The 21,767-nt window shown below is 35.4% G+C and carries 10 protein-coding genes; all 10 read left to right on the top strand.

The genetic code is table 11. The features are described 5' to 3' along the window. Positions 1–423: 423 nt before the first annotated feature. Positions 424–3,567: a TonB-dependent receptor gene (locus tag JGH11_RS12455; RefSeq protein WP_201112232.1), complete on the top strand. Its 3,144-nt coding sequence runs from the start codon at positions 424–426 to the stop codon at positions 3,565–3,567. Between the two features lie 11 nt (positions 3,568–3,578). Next, complete coding sequence (locus JGH11_RS12460) at positions 3,579–5,513, top strand: RagB/SusD family nutrient uptake outer membrane protein (RefSeq protein WP_201112248.1); 1,935 nt, start codon at positions 3,579–3,581, stop codon at positions 5,511–5,513. A gap of 43 nt (positions 5,514–5,556) precedes the next feature. Continuing rightward, entirely contained in the window at positions 5,557–8,394 is a 2,838-nt protein-coding gene (locus JGH11_RS12465) for a SusC/RagA family TonB-linked outer membrane protein (RefSeq protein WP_201112250.1), read from the top strand. Positions 8,395–8,412: 18 nt separating this feature from the next. Then, positions 8,413–10,233 carry a RagB/SusD family nutrient uptake outer membrane protein gene (locus tag JGH11_RS12470; RefSeq protein ID WP_201112234.1) on the top strand — a complete coding sequence of 607 codons (1,821 nt, stop codon included), beginning with the start codon at positions 8,413–8,415 and terminating at the stop codon, positions 10,231–10,233. Between the two features lie 34 nt (positions 10,234–10,267). Continuing rightward, positions 10,268–11,323, top strand: a complete 1,056-nt coding sequence (locus JGH11_RS12475) for a DUF5627 domain-containing protein (RefSeq protein WP_201112237.1) — start codon at positions 10,268–10,270, stop codon at positions 11,321–11,323. A 21-nt stretch (positions 11,324–11,344) separates the two neighbouring features. After that, on the top strand, positions 11,345–13,519 hold the full coding sequence (locus JGH11_RS12480; RefSeq protein WP_201112239.1) for an endo-1,4-beta-xylanase: 2,175 nt from the start codon (positions 11,345–11,347) through the stop codon (positions 13,517–13,519). Between the two features lie 309 nt (positions 13,520–13,828). Further along, positions 13,829–17,713, top strand: coding sequence for a hybrid sensor histidine kinase/response regulator transcription factor (locus tag JGH11_RS12485; RefSeq protein WP_201112241.1), 3,885 nt, complete (start codon positions 13,829–13,831; stop codon positions 17,711–17,713). A gap of 277 nt (positions 17,714–17,990) precedes the next feature. Next, the gene (locus JGH11_RS12490) at positions 17,991–19,709 is read left to right on the top strand and encodes a glycoside hydrolase family 43 protein (RefSeq protein ID WP_201112242.1); all 1,719 of its coding nucleotides are present in this window, start codon (positions 17,991–17,993) and stop codon (positions 19,707–19,709) included. A gap of 175 nt (positions 19,710–19,884) precedes the next feature. After that, positions 19,885–20,127 (top strand): hypothetical protein, encoded by a 243-nt coding sequence (locus JGH11_RS12495; RefSeq protein ID WP_201112244.1) that lies wholly within the window; start codon positions 19,885–19,887, stop codon positions 20,125–20,127. A 135-nt stretch (positions 20,128–20,262) separates the two neighbouring features. Continuing rightward, positions 20,263–21,582 (top strand): glycoside hydrolase family 43 protein, encoded by a 1,320-nt coding sequence (locus tag JGH11_RS12500; protein ID WP_236263977.1) that lies wholly within the window; start codon positions 20,263–20,265, stop codon positions 21,580–21,582. Positions 21,583–21,767: the final 185 nt, after the last annotated feature.

Here is a 21,767-nt window from a genome sequence, read left to right on the forward strand (position 1 = left end):
ATTCAATACCTATCCAATCAGATATAAAAGTATGTAATTTACATATAAATATCACTTTTCGAATATATCTAAAAAGAGGAATAAAATATCTAAAAACGGGAGTCGACCAAAAAGGCTCATCCTATTTTTGTAAACAGTTCGAAGCATATGTCAAATTGTTAAACATAAGCATTTTATGGATGGCACAAAGTAACATAATCTAATACATAAAATATAACCACTTAATAACCATTTTAATAACTAAAAAAATTGTTGACCTCGTACTCTGATCATTCTTTCTATGGAAGTATCTCATAGATAATCTTGTTAACTTAAAATATTTAACTTATGAAGATAACCTTTAATGATAGTTGATAAATTTCTGTCAATCAGGATCAGCCATATTATGATAATTAAATTATTAATTGTATTAAACTAATAGTAATGAAAAATGAAATAAAGCGAGTTTGGAAAATTCCTGGTATATGCTTGTTTCTACTACTGACATGCTTAACGGTATATGCGCAGAAAGAAAACGGACTAAAAGGAAACGTTGTAGATGAAAAAGGAGAACCTCTTATCGGTGCTAATATTACACTAAAGGGGAACTCTACAATAGGAGCTATTTCGGATTTCGATGGAAATTTTTCAGTGATTGTTCCCAGTGGAATAAAAACGATTATAGTTTCTTTTATCGGAATGACAACACAAGAAGTAAATATCGAAGGGAAAAAGGATATTACAATAGTTCTGCAAGAAAATAACGCTATTTTAGATGAAGTTGTTGTTGTAGGATACGGGCAACAAAAAAAAGCTAGTATAGTAGGTGCCATTACGCAGACAACCGGTAAGGTTCTAGAACGTGCTGCCGGTATTTCAGATATTGGTGCTGCTTTAACAGGTAACCTTCCAGGTGTAATTACAACGCAGAGTACAGGTATGCCAGGGGAGGAAGAGCCGAAGATTGTAATTCGTGGTGCCAGTTCTTGGAATAATAGCGATCCCTTGGTTCTGGTAGATGGAATTGAGCGACCTATGAATTCTATTGATGTCAGTTCTGTTGAATCTATCTCTGTACTGAAGGATGCTTCTGCTACAGCAGTATATGGGGTAAAAGGAGCAAATGGGGTTATACTTATTACAACGAAACGAGGTTCGGAAGGTAGTGCGAAGATTGATGTTGGATTCAATGCTACATTAAAAACACCTTCGAAATTACCAAATAAGCTCGATTCTTACGATGCTCTAGTCGCACGTAATGTCGCTATTGAGCATGAGTTGGCTCTGACTCCTAGTTCTTGGGAGTATATTAAACCTCAGTCTTTTATTGACAACTATCGTAATCAGACTTCGATAGAACAGAGGGAGCGTTACCCGAATGTTGACTGGCAGGATGAGCTTTTTAAAGATGCAGCCATGTCTTATAATGCAAATATCAACGTTTCGGGAGGAACTAAATACGTAAAATATTTTGCATCTGCAGACTATGTACATGAAGGTGACCTTTTCCGTGTTTTTGATAATGGGCGTAATTATAATGCAGGGTATGGATATGATCGAATAAATGTTCGTAGTAATCTTGATTTTCAGATTACAAATACTACTGTGTTTAAAGTGAATTTGGCTGGCTCGACTGGTATAAAGAAAACACCATGGGGACAGACGGATAATTCTACTTGGGCTGTGGCTCAGCAATGGTCTGGAGCTTATAATATAGCGCCAGATGTGTTCCTTCCTAAATATTCAGACGGTTCTTGGGGATATTATCCAAGTATTTCGAATGTAACAAATTCTGCGTCCAATCTTTCTTTAGGAGGAACAATGCAGACAACCACAACACGTATCAATACGGATTTTACTTTAGAGCAGGATTTAAAGTTTATCACAAAAGGTTTGACCGCACGTGCTACTATTGCATGGGATAATACTTTTGTTGAATACGAACGAGGTATTAATGACCTTTATAATAGTGCACAAGGAAAATGGATAGATCCGGAAACAGGTCTTGTATATTATCAAAACAACTATGATGCCAACAATAAATTTGACTGGATGCAAGGTGTTAATTGGTCTACTTCTGGAGGAAGTGTCAATAACAATGCTACCGTACGAAATCTTTATTATCAGGCACAGTTGAATTGGGGGCGTAAATTTGGAAGCCATAACATCACAGCAATGGGTGTATTTAGCCGTCAGGAAGAGGCTCAAGGTAGTGTAATGCCTATTTATCGTGAAGACTGGGCTTTTCGTACTACTTACGATTATGCTGATAAATATTTCATTGAGTATAATGGAGCATACAATGGATCTGATAAATTCAGTAAAGAAAATCGTTTCGCATTCTTCAATTCTGGAGCTATTGGTTGGATGGTTAGTGGAGAACGGTTTATGGAAAATTTGAAGTTCATAGACATGCTCAAACTAAGAGCTTCTTATGGAGAAATCGGAGATGATAATTTAGGTGGCAACAGATTTGATTCGGCCAGACGATGGTTATATATGACTCAGTGGGCTTATGGTGGTAACACTACTATAGACCTCAACCAAACAGCAAGTCCATATACTTGGTATCGGAAATCGGCACTTGGGAATATGGATGTTAAGTGGGAAACTGTAAAGAAATTGAATGTAGGTGCTGATTATTCATTCTTGGATGGTTTGTTTATTGGTAGTGTAGATATCTTCCGTGACGAACGGAGAGATATTCTTGTTTGGGGAGATGATCGTTCCGTCCCTTCTTATTTAGGAGCAACTCCTCCGACTGCTAATATGGGTAAAGTTAGGACAAATGGTTATGAGTTAGAATTGCGTATAAGCAAAACCCTGCCTAATCAAATGAGACTTTGGAGTAATTTTAGTATGACACATGCTAAGAACAAGATTCTACAAAAAGATGATCAAGCTTTAAGACCTGCTTATCAAAAAGCGACCGGATATAGTATAGGACAATACACCTCCTATATAGATGATGGATATGTTAATACATACGATCAACTATATGGTAGTACCCGTCATGATACAAACGACTCGCAGAAATTACCAGGTGATTATTATATTATAGACTTTAATGGAGATGGTGTGATCGACAACAAAGATCAGGTACCTTATCAATATTCCAGTACCCCACAAAATACGTTTAATGCTACTATTGGTTTCGATTGGAAAGGATTTAGTGCATTTGTTCAGTTCTATGGCGTAACTAATGTAACACGTGACGTTACATTAACTAGTTTTGGTAATAAATTGAATACAGTATACGATATGGGTAGTTGGTGGTCTAAAGAAAATACTTCAGCCGATGTTGTAGTTCCACGTTGGTCTTCCAGCCCAAGTTATAATTCAGGAACACAGTTCTTGTACGACGGATCTTATATTCGGTTGAAAAATGCAGAAGTGGCTTACACTTTCACCAATGGATGGATTAAAAAACTGGGGATCAATAACCTGAAAATATATCTTAATGGAAACAACCTTTGGATATGGACAAGAATGCCCGATGATCGCGAAGCCAATCTTTCGGGGGCAGGCTTCTTAGGTGCTTATCCTACAGTGAAACGCTATAACATGGGTATTAAATTCACATTATAATATTGAAGATGATGAAAAGAACATATAAAACTTTTTTATGGAGTGGTTTCTTATTCTTGATACTGGGGATGAGTTTAGTTTCTTGCGAAGATTATTTGGATAAGGAACCTAATTCTACTGTATCGGGAGAAGATGCCTTTAAGAACTTTATGAATTTTCAGGGGTACATAGAAGAAATTTATAACTGTATTCCTGATAAGGAAAAATGTAACTGGTGTCCTTCTTGGAATTGGGGCGATGATGAAATATTCAATCCTGAAGCTGATAGCCGTATGACTCACCAAGCTGATCTCGGAAATTTCCGTGCGTGGCAGACGACTGGTAATTGGCTTTTTAAAAGTGGAAGTAGTTCTACGTCAACAAATAAATTTGATCATTCATTATGGCCTCATGCTTGGTATTGCATAAGTAAGACCAACGAAGGACTTGCTAATTTAGATAAGTTGACAACTGCTACGCAAGAAGAAAAGGATCTTATAGAAGGACAATTGTATTTCTTTAGAGCTTGGTGGCATTTCGAATTGATGGCGTATTTTGGAGGTTTACCTTATGTAGATCAAATACTAGACGCAACCGGATCTTTAACATTACCAAGATTAAGCTATCAAGAATGTGCTGACAAAGCTGCTGCCGATTTTAGAAAGGCTGCCGATCTGCTCCCTGTTGACTGGGACAATACTAATGTTGGTAAGAATACAGTTGGTAAAAACCAATTACGTATAAACAAGATTATGGCATTAGGATACCTAGGTAAGAACTATTTATGGGCTGGTAGTCCTTTGATGAAAAATGGTCCGCAAACCGGAGGTACTCAAACATATAATTATGATCAGGAGTATTGCAAAAAAGCAGCGGAGGCTTTTGGTGAACTACTTAGCTTAATAGAAGCAGGGAGCACTCAGTATGCATTGGCCGAATTTAATTATAAGAATATATATGATCATGAAAGAGCTGCTGGGGCTAAGTCATCTTTTTCAGATATTTTTTATACCACTCGTCAAAATTGGTTGATGCCGGGTTCTGTAGAAGCTATTTTCCGTGGCCCATCTCCAGATGCTAATGGTAGTAACTGGAATACATCGAAGGTTTTCGGTCCAAAAGTTGCAAATCTGGTATCGCATGATAATGTTATCCATCAGCCTACGGCTAATTATGTAAACTTATATGGTATGGCTAACGGACTTCCGTTGGATGACCCTAACTCTGGTTTTGATCCTAACTATCCTTTCAAAGATAGAGATCCTCGTTTTTATCATGATATTGTATTCGATGGGTTTAAATATGTGAATAGTGCGATGCCTGCCGATATGGAATATCTGCGTTATTGCAGCCTTTACACAGGCGGTGCTATGAGACCGGTAGCTAATGCTAGCCGCACTGGTTATTTTATTCAGAAGCTAGTTCCGCATACTTGTAATGAATATGATAGAACTTATGATTGGGGAGGAAATCTTCACTGTTATTTACCTTATATGCGCTTAGCCGATATTTACCTGATGTATGCAGAAGCATGTGCGGCATTTGGAGGAGCGACAGCTAAATCTTCAAATTTCTCAAAAACAGCAAAAGAAGCGATAAATACACTTCGAGACCGTGTAGGAGCTGGACACGTTGCTGAATCTTATGCTGCTGATTCTCGTAAATTTATAGATGAGATACGCAGGGAGCGAGCTGTAGAGCTTTCTTTTGAAGGATTTCGCTTCAATGATTTACAACGCTGGTTATTATTGACGGAGTATCCATATACAACAAAAACTTCTCAAGAATTTAATAGGGTAGAGAGTCTGGACTTTTTTAAGAATAATGATCCGAAAGATGCAAGAGTGTCTAACTTCAGAGAAGAGGTTATTCTGACACGTGTTTTAGGTACAAAACATTATTGGTTTCCTTTGCCGGATGATGATGTATACTTGTATCCTGAATTTGGTCAAAACCCTGGTTGGTAGTCCAAGTAGAGCAAACAGAAGTGTAATTATAAACGAATAAATGATGAAATATATACAGATAAAATTCATTTTATGTACCATGTTTGTCCTCTCACCTTTTATAGTGAATGCACAAACTGTTTCCGAAAATGAAACTGATTCGTTGAGCAGTGAGAAAAAAACGTTGGTGCAGGTCGCATTTCGAAAAATGGCGCAAAGTGACCTACTTGGGGGCGTTTCCGTAATTAATATGGAGGAACTGACCAAGAAGAACTATAATACATATAGTTTAGACAATATGCAAGGGTATATTGGAGGATGGAACGGTAATTCTTTATGGGGGATGGATAGTGATAATGCCGGATATCTAGTATTAGTAGACGGTATTCCTCGTGATGCTAATAATGTCCAACCTACCGAGATAGAACAGATTACCTTTCTGAAAGGTGCTCAAGCTGTAGTCCTTTATGGTAGCCGTGCTGCTAAAGGTGCTATTTATATAACTACAAAAAGAGGAAAAACAGAAGGTTTAAGTCTTAGTGTATGGGGTAATACTGGATTTTATGTATCAAAAAGTTATCCGGAATACTTAGGCTCCGCAGAATATATGACACTCTACAATGAAGCTCGAGCAAACGATGGGTTATCATCTCTTTATAGCGAAACAGATATTTACAACTATGCTTCGGGAGAAAATCCATTTCGATATCCGAATATGAGCTTTTATTCATCTGAATATCTAAAGAAGGCATATAATCGATCAGATGTAACAGCTGAAATTTCAGGAGGTGGAAAGCGTGCTCATTTCTATAGCAATATAGGCTATTATCATCAGGATGATTTATTTAAGTTCGGTGAAGCGAAAAATAATAGCATTAGTCGTTTGAATGTACGAGGTAATGTAGATGTGATGATTAGCAATTCTATTAATGCCTACATTAATGCCAATGCTACTTTCTATGATTCTAAAAGTGCAAAAGGTGACTATTGGGAGGCAGCATCTACTTTTAGACCAAACCGTGTAGCAGCATTAATTCCTTTAAGTTACATTGACCCTAATGCTTTATCTGCTTGGGATTTAGTGAATAGCACAAGTAATATTATTGATGGAAAATATTTTCTTGGAGGTAAACAGACTGATCAGACCAATATATTCGCTGACTATTATGCGGCTGGAAGCAGCAAATGGACTAGTCGTCAATTTCAATTCGATACAGGTATAGACATTGATTTGAATAGGATGCTTGATGGGTTATCATTTCATACTAAGTTTGCAGTAGACTATGCAACTGCTTATACTACCTCATTTGATAATACATACTCAGCTTATATGCCTACGTGGTCAAATTACAACGGTAAAGATGTTATTGTTAATATGACGAAATATAACAATGATGAAAAGCCTGGAATTCAAAATGTAAGTGAAAGTACCGATAAGCAGACTATTGCTTTTTCCGGACAATTTGATTATAAGAAGACATTTGATACAGATCATAATGTTTCGGCTATGTTGATAGCTTCTGGTTATCAACAAACCTTATCGGCAGAGTACCATCGGATTTGTAATGCAAATTTGGCTTTACAATTGGGATATAACTTCCAAAACAAATACTATGCTGATTTTGGAGCTTCCGAAATATATTCAGCTAAATTGGCTGAGGGACATCGAAATGCATTCTCCCCTTCACTTACATTAGGATGGAGATTGGGAAAAGAGAGCTTTCTATCTGGCTCTAATGCAGTAGATGACCTAATGTTGAGCTTTTCAGGTAGTATCCTTCATCAAGATATTGACATAGCAGATTATTATATGTATAAATCTATTTGGTCACAAGACTATGGTTGGAGTTGGTACGATGGAAGTTTGGAGCGATATACAAAATCATTTCGTGGAGAAAACGAAGATTTGACATTTATTAAACGTAAAGAATTCTCTATTAATTTAAGAACTTCTTTGTGGCAGAAATTGCTTACAGCAGATGCTTCATTTTTTATTAATTCCACTGAAGGACGTGTCATAACACCAAATGCACTTTTCCCTAATTACTTTGCTACAGGCTATCCGGAAGCTTCATTTGTTCCTTATATGAATTCTAACAATGATAAACGTGTTGGTTTTGACTTTAATATAAATCTAAACAAGCATATAGGAGATGTGGATTTTACATTAGGTGTCGCAGGAACTTACTATGATACTAAAGCTACCAAACGTAGTGAAATTAAAGAATTTGCATACGAAAAAACCCAAGGGCAAGCTGTTGATGGTATTTGGGGATTAAAAAGCGATGGATTATTTCAGAGTCAGGAAGAAATAGATAATTCTCCGGAGCAGACATTTGGAGGTACGATAAGACCTGGTGACATAAAATATATTGATCAGAATAATGATGGTATTATCGATAATCATGATCAAGTATTTCTTGGTAAGGGTGGTTGGTATGGATCTCCTTTCACTTTAGGTATAAACCTTACAGCTAAATGGAAAGACTTTACTTTTTTTGCTTTGGCTACTGGAAATTTTGGAGCCTATGGTGTGAAGAATAGTTCCTATTACTGGGTATATGGAGATAGCAAATATTCGGCTATTGTGCGTAATCGTTGGACGGAAGATACAAAAAACACTGCTACTTATCCTCGTCTGACAACACAGAGCGGAAGTAATAATTTCCAGACTTCCGATTTCTGGATGTATAAAACTGATCGTTTCGATCTGGCCAAATTACAGATTACATATGATCTTCCCAAATATATACTTCGGAATACTTTCATACATGGACTTTCAGCATATGTAAGTGGGGCTAATTTGTTGACTATTTCAAAAGAACGTAAACATATGGAAATGAGTGTAGGTAGTGCACCTCAGACTAGATACTACAATATAGGTGTAAAAGCTGAATTCTAATATTTTAAATGCAACAGTATGAAAATAATGAAAAATATAATAAAACTTTTAGTTATTATACCTCTGTTTACATCATGTGAGGACATGTTTTCTCCAGCTTTAGAAAACAACCGTAATATGGATGCCATGTACAATGAACCTGCTTATGCACAAGGTATTTTAGGATATGCCTATGCTATGCTTCCTTATCAGAGCAAGTCTGAAACAGATATTGCTACAGATGATGCAGTAACTAACGATATGAAAAGTAGTTATGTAAATATGGCAACAGGTTCATGGGCTGCTAATAATGACCCAATGTCACAGTGGCAAAGTCGTAGAGCTGCTATTCAGTATCTGAATCTTTTTATAGATAATGCAGATAAAGTAGCTTGGGCTAAAGACGCGAATGTGCATACTATGTATTGTGATCGTTTGAAAGGTGAGGCTTATGGCCTTCGTGCATTGAATATGTATTATTTGTTGATGGCTCATGGAGGTTGGACGGCAGATGGTAAATTGCTTGGTATACCTAATATAACTACAGCCGAAAATATTGATTCTTTTTTCAATGTTCCTAGAAATACATTCCAAGAATGTGTAGATCAAATATTTGATGATATAGCAAAAGCTATAGAACTCCTGCCTCTTGATTATAATGATATTAAAGATGCAGACATTCCGGCTAAATATAAATCTATAGGAGTAACGAATGCTGGTGATTATAATCGCGTAAATGGTACGCATATAAGAGGTCGCATAACAGCCCGGATAGCGGAAGCAATTCAAAGTCAAGTCGCACTGCTTGCGGCTAGCCCGGCATATAATGAAGGAACTACTGTAGAATGGGCAGATGCTGCAAATTATGCTGCAATTGTTCTAAATCGTATCAACGGAGTAGCAGGTTTGGACCCTACAGGAGGAACATGGTATATGAATAAATCTGAAATTCAATCGCTTGGTTCGGGAGCAGTTCCTAAAGAAATTCTTTGGAGGGGAGATAAAGATAATAGTACGGAGGACTATGCTATGGGGCTTTCACAAGAGAAAAGTAATTATCCTCCGTCTTTGTACGGTAGCGGACGTATAAATCCTACTCAGAATTTAGTAGATGCTTTCCCTATGGCTAATGGATATCCAATTTCGGATGCTTCAAATAGTGGATATTCTAGTGATAATCCATATGCAAACCGTGATCCTCGTTTAAGCAATTATATCATATACAATGGTACTAAGTATGGGACTAGTAATACGGAAATCATTACAGGAACTTATAGCCTTGATGATAAGCCTAATATTGATGGTTTAAACAACGAGAATACATCTACTCGCACTGGCTATTATTTGCGTAAGTTGTTACGCGACGATTGTAATCCTAATCCATCGTATAATACAGCTCAATTCCATTACCCTGTACGTATTCGTTTTACTGAGATATTTTTAGCATATGCTGAGGCTGCTAATGAGGCTTGGGGGCCAACTAATAGTGGTAATCAGAATTATAGTGCTTATGATGTAATTAAAGCAATTCGTGCTCGTGCTGGTGTAGGAACGAGTAATGGTGATGCTTATTTGGAAAGTATTAAAAATGATCAAGTCAAAATGCGAGAACTAATACGTAACGAGCGTCGTCTTGAACTTTGTTTCGAAAATCGTCGTTTTTGGGATTTGCGACGTTGGAAAGCTAATATAAATGAAACAGCGCAAGGTATGCAGATAGATAAACAAGATAACGGTACGTTGAAATACACTAGAATCAATGTAGAAAATAGAAGTTACAAGGATTATATGTATTATGGACCAGTTCCTTATGAAGAAATTCTGAAATGGAGTAATCTACAACAGAATCAGGGTTGGTAAATTAAGAATTATAAAATGCTAAATATTGAAAAATATGAAACTGTCTAAATTATTATCCATATTGTTAGTTGGAGTTCTAACCACACTGGTTACATCTTGCGAAAATCAAGATGTTGAATTCCCTGACTATGAAGGAGGAACTTCTGTATATTTTGCTTATCAATACCCAGTACGAACTATTGTCCTTGGAGACGATACTTATGATACAAGTCTAGATAATGAACATCGTTGCGAAATATATGCGACTATGGGTGGTGTATATACAAACAAAAATAAAATCAGTATCGATTTTGTCGTTGATAACAATTTATGTGATAAACTCTTTTTTGAGAATGGTAGCGCAGTAACATCTATGCCGTCTAATTACTATACATTGGATGGTAACCAAATTATATTGGATCATAAATTGATGGGTGCTGTTGGTGTTCAGTTACAGGATGCGTTCTTCGCCGATCCGAAGGCAATGGAAAAAACATATGTAATTCCTTTGCTGATGACAAAAGTGCAAAATGCTGATCGTATATTGACTGGTCGTCAATTAATAGAAGGAGCTCCAAGAACTTATTCTGAAGCATGGGATATTCAACCTCAAGATTACGTTCTATATTGTTTGAAATTCATAAATCAATGGCACGCAAAATATTTACGTCGTGGTATAGATCATATAACAGAGAATGGCGTTACTTCTACTAATATACGACGTAAACAATATGTTGAGGATGATGAAATTTGTAGTGTAACAACTGCTGGATTGAAAACAGCTAACTATCCGATAAGTACATCTGTTTCAGTTACAGGTAATGATGGATCATCTATAGTTAAGACGCTAACATGTAATTTATTATTGAACTTCAACGATAATAACGAATGTACTATTTCATCCACTACAGAGGGATATACAGCTAGTGGTTCGGGCAAATTTGTAAAAAATGGTGATAAAAATAGTTGGGGAAACAAAGATCGCAATGTAATGTATCTGGAGTACAATGTAGATTTTGGCGTGAAGCAATATGCGACCAAAGATACTTTAGTAGTTCAAACCCGTGATATTACAGCGGAATGGTTTACTCCTTCCTATAAAGTAGACTAAATCGGTTAAATTAAGATGAATATGAAATATTATAATAAGTTTTTATTGGCTATTGTAGCCAGTATTATATTAGTATCTTGTGCAGACGAATTTAAAACCGACTTTAAAACCGATAAGCCGGAAGATATAGCATTATATGAATACCTGAACGCTTACGATGCGCTGAAAACATACGTAGATCGTGGTGCAAATCCAAACTTTAAGATGGGAACAGGTATTACTGTAAGCGATTTTCTAGCTAAAGGATTGGTATATAGTTTGGCTTGCTCCAATTTCGATGAGCTGACAGCTGGTAATGCAATGAAGTATGGCTCTTGTGTGAGTGATAATGGTTCGATGGATTTCTCTCAGGTAACAAAATTTGTAGATGCAGCTCAGAATACTGGGCTTACTGTCTATGGACATACTTTATGTTGGCATGCACAGCAAAATAATAAATACCTGAACGGACTGATTGCAGATAAAAAGATTCCCGGATCAAGTACTCCTACTTTAGATCAAAGTGTAATTACTAATTCGACCTTTGAATCAGGTATAGATGGTTGGGGTGGTTGGGGTAATAATTCAACTAATGGAAGAACGAAGGACGGTGATGGTTATTCTTTTTGGTTTACTAATCCCTCGGTAGTCAATTCATGGGAAGCGCAAATAGCTTATGATTTTGCTGCACCTTTAGAGGTAGGCGCTACATATGTTTTGGACTTTAAAGTTAAAGGTAGTAAGGGGGGAAGTATATCAGCATCTTTACAGAATCCTGATGGGTATAAAGGATGTGGCGATTTTCCCGCATTTGATATTACTACAGAATGGGAAGAAAAGTCGCTTGAAGTAGTTGTTACAGGAGAAAATGCTGCACGCTTTCTCTTTAATTATGGTACATATGCCGGAACGATAAATATAGATGATATAACTCTCTGTCGTTTAAATCCAGATGGTGGAAATACGGTAATAACTAAAAAATATGTAGTTCAAAGTGATTTTGAAGATGGTGCTGCTCTTATGGGGTGGGGCAATAATTCTACTCGTACAGTCGTTGCTGGAGAAGGCTATAATGGTACGAAAGGACATAAAATAGTTAATCCTTCAGCTGTAAATTCTTGGGAAGCACAAGCTGGTTATGATTTTTCAGGAGCTTTAATCGAAGGAGAAACTTATTATTTAAATCTAAAAATCAAAGGAAGCAATAATGGAAGTATTAGTGCTGCTTTTCAAAAACCAGATGGATATTTGGGGCGTGGAGACTTCCCTGCCATAAACATTACAACAGACTGGCAAGAGATCACTCTTCAGACCAAGGTTACAGGAGATGGAGCTACTCGTTTTTTATTTAGTTTTGGTGCATATGCCGGTACAATTTGGATGGATGATTTATCTTTATATCGAGAAGAATCTGGAAATAGTATTCCACTAACCCCAGAAGAAAAGAAAGAAGTTCTTACTAATGCCATGGAAACTTGGATAAAAGGGATGATGGAAGCATGTAACGGATATGTAAAATCGTGGGATGTGGTAAATGAGCCGATGTCTGATGGAAATACAAATGAATTAAAATCCGCAGCTACAGCTTCGGCTGAAGATGCTAAAAACAATTTTTATTGGCAAGATTATCTTGGAAAAGAATATGCACGTACCGTTATCAAATTTGCGCGCCAATATGGAGGCGACGATTTGAAGCTCTTCATTAACGATTATAATCTGGAAGCTACATATAATAATAATGCTAAATGTAAAGGTATTATTAAGATGGTAGAATACTGGGAATCGGATGGTGTGACAAAAATTGATGGTATTGGTACACAAATGCATGTATCATACAATATGGATTCTGACAAACAAAAGAAACAAGAAGAGTGTATTGTAAAGATGTATCAATTGCTTGCAGCTTCTGGGAAGCTAGTTAAAATTTCAGAATTGGATATGGGTATTTTAGATGCTGAAGGTAAGGCTATAAAAACAGTGGATCTTACATACGAACAACAATTACGAATGTCCGAATTCTACAAGTTTATTGTAAAGAAATACTTTGAAATAATTCCGGTTAACCAGCAATATGGTATTACACACTGGAGCCCGACTGATAGCCCGGACGCAGAGAATAGTTATTGGCGAAAAGGAGAACCTATTGGTCTTTGGAGTCTAAATTATAATCGTAAACCTGTTTATGCAGGATTTGCAGATGGTTTGTCTGGAAAATAATGATGTTGACATTGTAATTTCTTTCAATATCATTGTATAATTTATAAGATAATATATCAAAATTTATACAAAATAGATTATTAGACTGCACATTTGGTTTCCTTATAGAATAGCGGAGTCCACAAAATGGGCCCGCTATTTTTATAAATCCTTTCTCTAGGACATAATATTGATTAATGTAGAAAATAGTTATCTACAAAGATTTTTATTAGATTTGTATTCCGATTTGAATAAGGAGGAATTTAGCATACCAGAAAAATATATAGAAAATTTGACACTCTGATTATATAAGGAGTTCCCAACTTTACAATGAAGATCATTTTATTAATTATAGTTAGTGTTTTTGTACTGGCTGTATACCCATCAAATGTAAAATTTTATGATATTAATACTACTCATAGTATTAATATGAGGGAAGTTGCATCAGTTTGTAAAGATAAGGATGGATTTATCTGGGCTTCATCGAAAACAGGGATTTTAAGGCTTTCCGGTGATGATTACCATATCTATCAACTTCCTTATGAAACAGCAGATGTTATTTCTGTAAAACTTGTATATGATAATGATATGCTTTTGGCCTTTACGAATAATGGTCAGATTTTTTGTTATAATGCTTTATCCGATAAGTTTGAACTATTGATAGATATTAGAAAACCTCTAAAGAATAATCATCTGGTATTAAATAATATTCTTATAAAGGGAAAAGATTATTTATTTATCTCTACAACAATAGGACTATATAAATATCAAAAAGGAATATTGTCAGGGGTAGAGCAGGGGCATTTGACAGAAGTACAGAATGTTATCTGGCGTGACAATAATAACTTCTTCGCAATTGAGCCGGGAGGTATTTGGCTTATAAATGCCAATACAATAGATGGCAAACATATCTATAAGTATGTCGCCGAATCTCTCTTAAAATTTACAGAACTTTACTATGATAAAAAGACAAATAAGTTATGGTGTGGCACTACTTCAGATGGAGTCTTTACCTACGATATAACTGAGGGGATTTTTTCTCCACTGCCTATTAAAACGTTTCCTAAACAGCCAATTCAAGCGATTGAAGCAAACTCAGATTCAACTATTCTCATAGGAATCGACGGACAGGGAATTTGGGAGTTGACAAAAAATGGAAATAAGGTTCTAAATATCTATAAAGAAAATTCTGATAATCCTTTGTCATTAAAAGGAAATGGAGTTTATGATATTTTTTGTGACCAAAATAAACGCGTGTGGGTTTCTACATTTAGTGGTGGATTGTCATACTTTGATCAAAAGTCAACTAATATAGTTCAGATTGTTCATCAAATGAATAATAGTAACTCCTTAAACAACAATGTTGTAAATAAAATAATTGAAGATAGAAATGGAAATATTTGGTTTGCAACAAATAATGGGATTAGTTGTTGGGATGTAAATTCAAATAAATGGAAGACATATTTCGACAATAAGCAGGAACAAGCCCAAGTCTTTCTATCTCTGTGTGAAGATAATAAGGGGAATGTCTGGTGTGGAACTTATTCATCAGGAGTTTATGTAATAGATGGAAAAACAGGAAAAGAAAAAATGCATTATTCCAAAGAAGAAGCAAATTCTCCATTAACGAACAATTTTATATTCGATATATTTAAAGATAGTGAAGGTGATCTGTGGATGGGAAGCCCTCTTGGTGATACCTTCTGTTATATTGAAAAAGAAAATCGATTCAAAGTATATCCATACTTACCGGTTTATGCTTTTGCAGAGCTATCCCCCAAACAAATGCTATTAGCATGTACCTATGGATTATGTTTATTGAATAAAGAGACAGCGGAAACTCAGACTCTATTGGATGGGTATTTGTTGCATGATGCTTTAGTCATTAATGGGGATATTTGGCTATGTACATGTGGAGATGGATTACTTCGTTTTAATATAAAAGATAAATCAATTGAGAAATTTACAACGAAATCAGGTCTTCCCTCTAATTATGTAAATAGTATCTTGTTTCAGGATGGTTACCTATGGTTAGGTACAGAGAATGGATTATGTAGATTTAATCCTACAGATAAGAGCATACTTATATACTCCTCCTTGTCTCCTTTATTTAATGTTTCTTTTAATCAGAATTCGTGTCTTAAACTCAAAAATGGGCAATTAATCTGGGGAAGTAATAACGGGGCTTTAATGTTTGAGCCTTTGGCTGTGCAATTTACTAGGCCAGAGGGGCATATTTTCTTTCAAGACATGATTATATCAGGACGTTCGATTCGAAATATTCCTTCATTGAAACTCGATACACCTTTAGATGATCTACAAAAAATTTCACTTAGTTACGATCAAAATACATTGACCTTAGAATTTCTTTCTATTGGAACAGAATCTGTGAATTCAAAATTTTCATGGAAGATGGAAGGTATTGACGAGGAATGGACTTTGCCATCAAATTCGCGAGTCCTTACTTATGCTAGTATTCCTAGTGGCGATTTTAAACTGAGAATGAGAATGTATGATAGTTCACTTTCACATTTGATAAATGAACGTATATTAGATATACATATTACCCCTCCTTTTTGGGGTACATGGTGGTTTCAGTTAATTCTTTTTGCTCTTATCTGTGGAATCATATTTTTTGCTCTACGATTTTATATAAATCGTTTAAAGCAAAGACATACAGAGGACAAAATACGGTTCTTTACAAATACTGCTCATGACATTCGTACTTCGTTGACTTTAATTAGAGCACCAATAGAAGAATTAAACAAAGAAGAAAATTTGTCTAAAAAAGGGCGTTATTACCTGAATCTGGCGACAGAACAATCCGGACGCCTATCTTTTGTTGCAACTCAGTTGCTTGATTTTCAAAAGGTAGATGTAGGGAAAGGCCAAGTGTTCCTGATTATGACTGATATTGTAAATTTAATATTTCGTCGTAAATCTATGTTTGAAGCAGCAGCCAAAAAACAAAATATAAGCTTGGATTTTTCTACGAATCGAGAATCTTATATGACTGCTGTTGACGAACTGAAAATAGAAAAAGTTGTAGATAATCTCATATCCAATGCTATCAAATATTCAAACCCAAATGGGATTGTCGAAATAAAATTAGATTGCAGGAATGAAGGTTGGACATTAGACGTAAAAGATTACGGTTTGGGCATTTCAGACAATGTGAAAAATAAATTATTCAAGGAATTTTACAGAGGAGATAATACGGTGAACTCTAAAATGGTTGGTTCAGGTATAGGGTTATTATTAGTGAAAAACTATGTTTTGATGCATCAAGGGGATATTTCTCTCGACAGCAAAGAGAATGAAGGCTCTACATTTAGAATAACAATTCCTTATAAGAGAGTATCGCAATTACAAGAATCAATAACTATTCATGATAATTTAAAAGAAGTATTAGATTCTCAGACTGATTTCAATAATTTAAGTTTGTTGGAGAATGAGGCCGCGGATCGGAAAAAAGAACATATTTTAATTGTAGAGGATAATAATGATTTACAAAACTTTCTTAAGACCTCTTTACAAGCACAATATAATATAATGGTCGCAAATGACGGAATGGAAGCATGGGACTCAATCAGGAAGAAACTCCCGGATATAGTTATTTCTGATATAATGATGCCTAATATGGATGGATTCGAACTTTGTCGTTTAATAAAGTCAACTTATGAAACATCTCATACTCCAATTATTTTACTTACTGCATTAACTGAACGAGACCAAGAATTACAAGGTTTAGGTTTAGGTGCGGATGATTATCTGACAAAACCGTTTGATATGGCATTGCTTGTACAACGGATTAAGTCACTTATCTTGAATCGGAAGACTGTACGAGAAAAAGCCTTGAAGATAATCCAAGAAAAAGAAGATAAACCAATTTTATCTAATGAACTCAATGATAAATTTGTAAAAAAAGCAGTGGAAGTGGTCCGTTCTAATATGGATAATCCTGAATTTGATAAAGATACATTTGCTTCTGCAATGAATGTCAGTTCATCTCTTTTATACAAGAAAATTAAATCATTAACCGATCAATCTCCAGTTGATTTTATTAGAGGTATCCGTTTAAATTATGCTTTTGAATTATTACAGACTAAGAAGTATACTGTTACTGAAGTAAGTATCATGTGTGGATTCTCAAGTATTAAATATTTTAGCGCCGCTTTTAAGACATATTTTGGAAAGTCCCCTTCAGAAATTTAATTCTATTTATATATAGGACTCTTGTCCTATATTATGCATTATTAGATGTTTTTTCTTTTTGATTAAAGAAAAAGGCTTTTCTTTTTTGCAAAATTAAGGTGTATCTATTTTCAGAATTGATGATAGAACAATAAATTTTATGATTACTGATACAATAAGTAATCAAATGTCTAAAATTGGAAATCAAATGTCTAAAAGCAGGAGTCATACGAAAGTACACATTCTATATTTGTAGCCTATACATATATTGATCAATTTACTAAAGTATTTTATATCTATGGCTAGTGCTTCTTCTTTGTCTAGAATCTTAATTTTAATATCTATGGTATCATACCTGTGTTCATGCGATTCTCAGGTAAGAAATATACCCAAAGGTGAATATGTTGCATTCTTCGATTACTTTACTTATACGGGTGAAGATGATTATTATAAAAATAATCCTTTACCGGATAACAGTTCTTTCTATAACCCTATTCTACCTGGATGGTACTCAGATCCGAGTATATGTTTTGATGGGAAAGATTATTTTTTGGTAACCTCTACTTTTATATATTACCCTGGTGTTCCAATTTTCCATAGTAAGGATTTGGTGAATTGGAAACAAATAGGACATGTTTTAGATAGATCTTCCCAATTAGAGAATTTTCAAGGACAGAAAGTCAGTGGTGGGATATTTGCTCCGGCAATAAGCTATAATCCACACAACCAGACATACTATATGATTACGACCAATGTTGGGGCTGGTAACTTTTTTGTAAAGACGAAAGATCCTTTTGGTAAATGGTCTGAACCTATTTATCTGCCTGAAGTTGGAGGTATTGATCCTTCTTTTTTCTTTGATGATAATGGACGTGCCTATATTATCAATAATGATGGCATGGATGGAAAAGAGTTATATGATGGACACAGATCAATTCGTATACGTGAATTTGATGTAAAAATAGATAAAACGATAGGCCCTTGGAAAATGTTGGTAAACGGAGGAGTTAATTTGGCCGAAAAACCGATTTGGATAGAGGGACCCCATATGTACAAAATTAAAGGTAAATATTACCTGATGGCTGCCGAAGGTGGAACAGGGCCAAATCATACAGAAGTTATTTTTAGAGGAGATACGCCGATGGGTGACTTTAAGCCATGGGAAAAAAATCCGATTCTGACACAAAAACATTTATCTGGAGATCGTACGAATCCGATTACGTGTGCTGGACATGCTGACCTTATACAGACAAAAGAAGGAGACTGGTGGGCTGTATTTTTGGCTTGTAGACCAATTGATAATAAATTTGAAAATCTTGGACGTGAAACATTCATCCTCCCAGTCAGGTGGAGTGATGATGGATATCCGTATATGACAAAAGATGATGAAGTGATCTCTATGATTTTGAAAAGAGAAGGTGTTACGCGGGGTTCTGATGTTACTTTCGGAAACTTTGATTGGCGTGACGACTTTGAACTGCCTACGTTAGGCCTTGATTGGATAACACTGCGCTCTTCAGCTGAAGATCTATACTCACTCTCAAAAAATCCAGGTTATCTTTCGTTGAAAGAATCAGAAGTAAAAGTTTCAGAGATGAAAACACCAGCATTTTTAGCCCGTCGGATGCAGCATCATAAATTTGTTTCAACAACCCGTATGTATTTTAATCCTTCAGATGATCAGGATATTGCAGGCATACTTCTTTTCAAGGATGAAGATCATCATATATTTTTTGCAATACAAGGGATTGAAAATGAAAAGGAGATCAAAATAGAACAGATTAGTGGCACAGATCGTAAAGTATTGGCTAAGGGCATTGTATCCATACAAAAGGATCAGGCTATTGATTTGAAAGTTGTCTCAAATGGAACAAATTATGATTTTTATTATAATGTAGATGATAATAACTGGCAGCTTTTAGCTTTAGGAGTCTCAGCTCAAAATCTGTCGACAGCTAATGCAGGTGGTTTCACTGGAACAACTATAGGTCTTTATGCAACAAAAGATAAACAATAATATGAATTAGAAGATGTGATAATTACCTGAAAAACTAGAATACCATACACTCAGATATTATTCTATCTTACTACTTAAGCTTGAATCTAAATAGAAAAACAAATAATTGTTATATAAGCTTTTTTATTTGTGAGCGACTTTAACCGGATTAAGCCATGAAAAATAATATGTATTTATGAAGATCTATATATCTCATATTATTCTTTTCTTCTCCTTTTTCATCGTTGGAAAGGGGCAAACAACAACTCCTTTTATACAGAAAAAAGGAGAAGCAACTCAATTAGTTATAGACAATCGGCCTTTTCTCATACTTGGTGGCGAACTAGAAAACTTTACTGGAATTTCGGATTATACATTAATTGATGGAGCTATAGAACTTACTTGTAAACAAAACTTTAATTCGAAGACTGAAAAATAAAAAGATCTCTTAAACAGATCAGAGATGTTAAAATCTGATTTTGATGTTTTGAAATAGAATAATAACGTAAAATTATAAAGGAACATATCTAAAATGAAACATTACGAAAAATATTTTATCCTATTCATATTATTTATGAATGTGAGTTTTATTGCTAAATCTCAAAACCCTATTATTCAGACAATATATACAGCCGATCCTGCACCTATGGTATACAATGACAAAGTGTATTTGTATACTACGCATGATGAGGATAACTCTACATGGTTTACTATGAATGACTGGAGAGTATACTCAACAAACGATATGGTAAACTGGACAGATCATGGTACTGTATTATCATATACCGATTTTACATGGGCTAAAGGAGATGCATGGGCAGCGCAATGTATTGAGCGCAATGGCAAATTTTATATGTATGTTCCTCTTACAACGAAAGAAAATAAAACTTCAGTTGGAGTTGCTGTAGCCGATAGTCCTTATGGACCATTTATAGATCCATTAGGAAAACCCTTAGTTCAAAGTGGACATGGAGATATTGACCCTTCAGTTTTTATTGATGATGATGGTCAAGCATATCTTTATTGGGGAAATCCTAATTGTTATTATGTGAAATTGAATGAGGATATGATTTCTTATGAAGGGCAAATTTGTTATGTTCCGATGTCAGTTGAATCCTTTGGTAAACGTGATGGCAATCAGGAGAGGGCTACCTTATATGAAGAAGCTCCATGGCTTTATAAACGTAATGATCTTTACTATCTATTGTGGGCAGGAGGACCTATCCCGGAACATATTGGTTATTCAACCAGTAATAGTCCGATGGGACCATGGAAATATCAAGGTACTCTAATGGAGCAGGAAGGAAGGAGCTTTACAAATCATCCGGGGATAATTGATTTTAGAGGAAAAACATATTTCTTCTATCATAATGGTGACTTACCTGGGGGAGGTGGTTTTACACGATCTGTATGCGTCGAAGAAGTGAAATTCAATAATGACGGATTATTTCAAAAAATGAAAATGACTAAGGGGATCGAGAAGGGCTTGGCTAATCTTAATCCATATGTCAAGACCGAAGCTGAGACAATAGCATGGTCTGAGGGTATAAAATCTTCACAAAATGAACTGGTTGGTGTCTTTTTAACTGCAAAGAAAGATAATAGTTTTATAAAAGTAAGAGATGTAGATTTTAGATCTAAGGGAGCATCTAAATTTTTTGCAAGAGTTGGTACTACCCATAATGGGAACATATCAATGGAGATACGTTCGGGTAAGATTGATGGACCGTTGCTCGGTGTGGTTAAAGTACCTCGTACTGGAGGCAGTGATCGATGGGAGGTTGTTAGTATTGATGTTCCTAAAACGACAGGAATTCATGATTTATATTTTGTTTTCAAGGGGAGAGATAATACAGATGTGATGTATTTTGACTATTGGAGGTTTGCTGAATAAGAGATATCATTCATTAGAAAGATTACAGTATAAAATAATAATAAAGATGAAACGAAAATACAAGCACGTACCGATACGTCAAATCATAGTACATTGTATCATATTTTTGTTTATATCAATGGGTACTCAAGCTACCGTAAAGTTACCATGTTTGATTAGCGATGGCATGATATTGCAGCGCGATA

Source organism: Dysgonomonas sp. Marseille-P4677 (assembly GCF_016652235.1).
GTDB lineage: Bacteria > Bacteroidota > Bacteroidia > Bacteroidales > Dysgonomonadaceae > Dysgonomonas.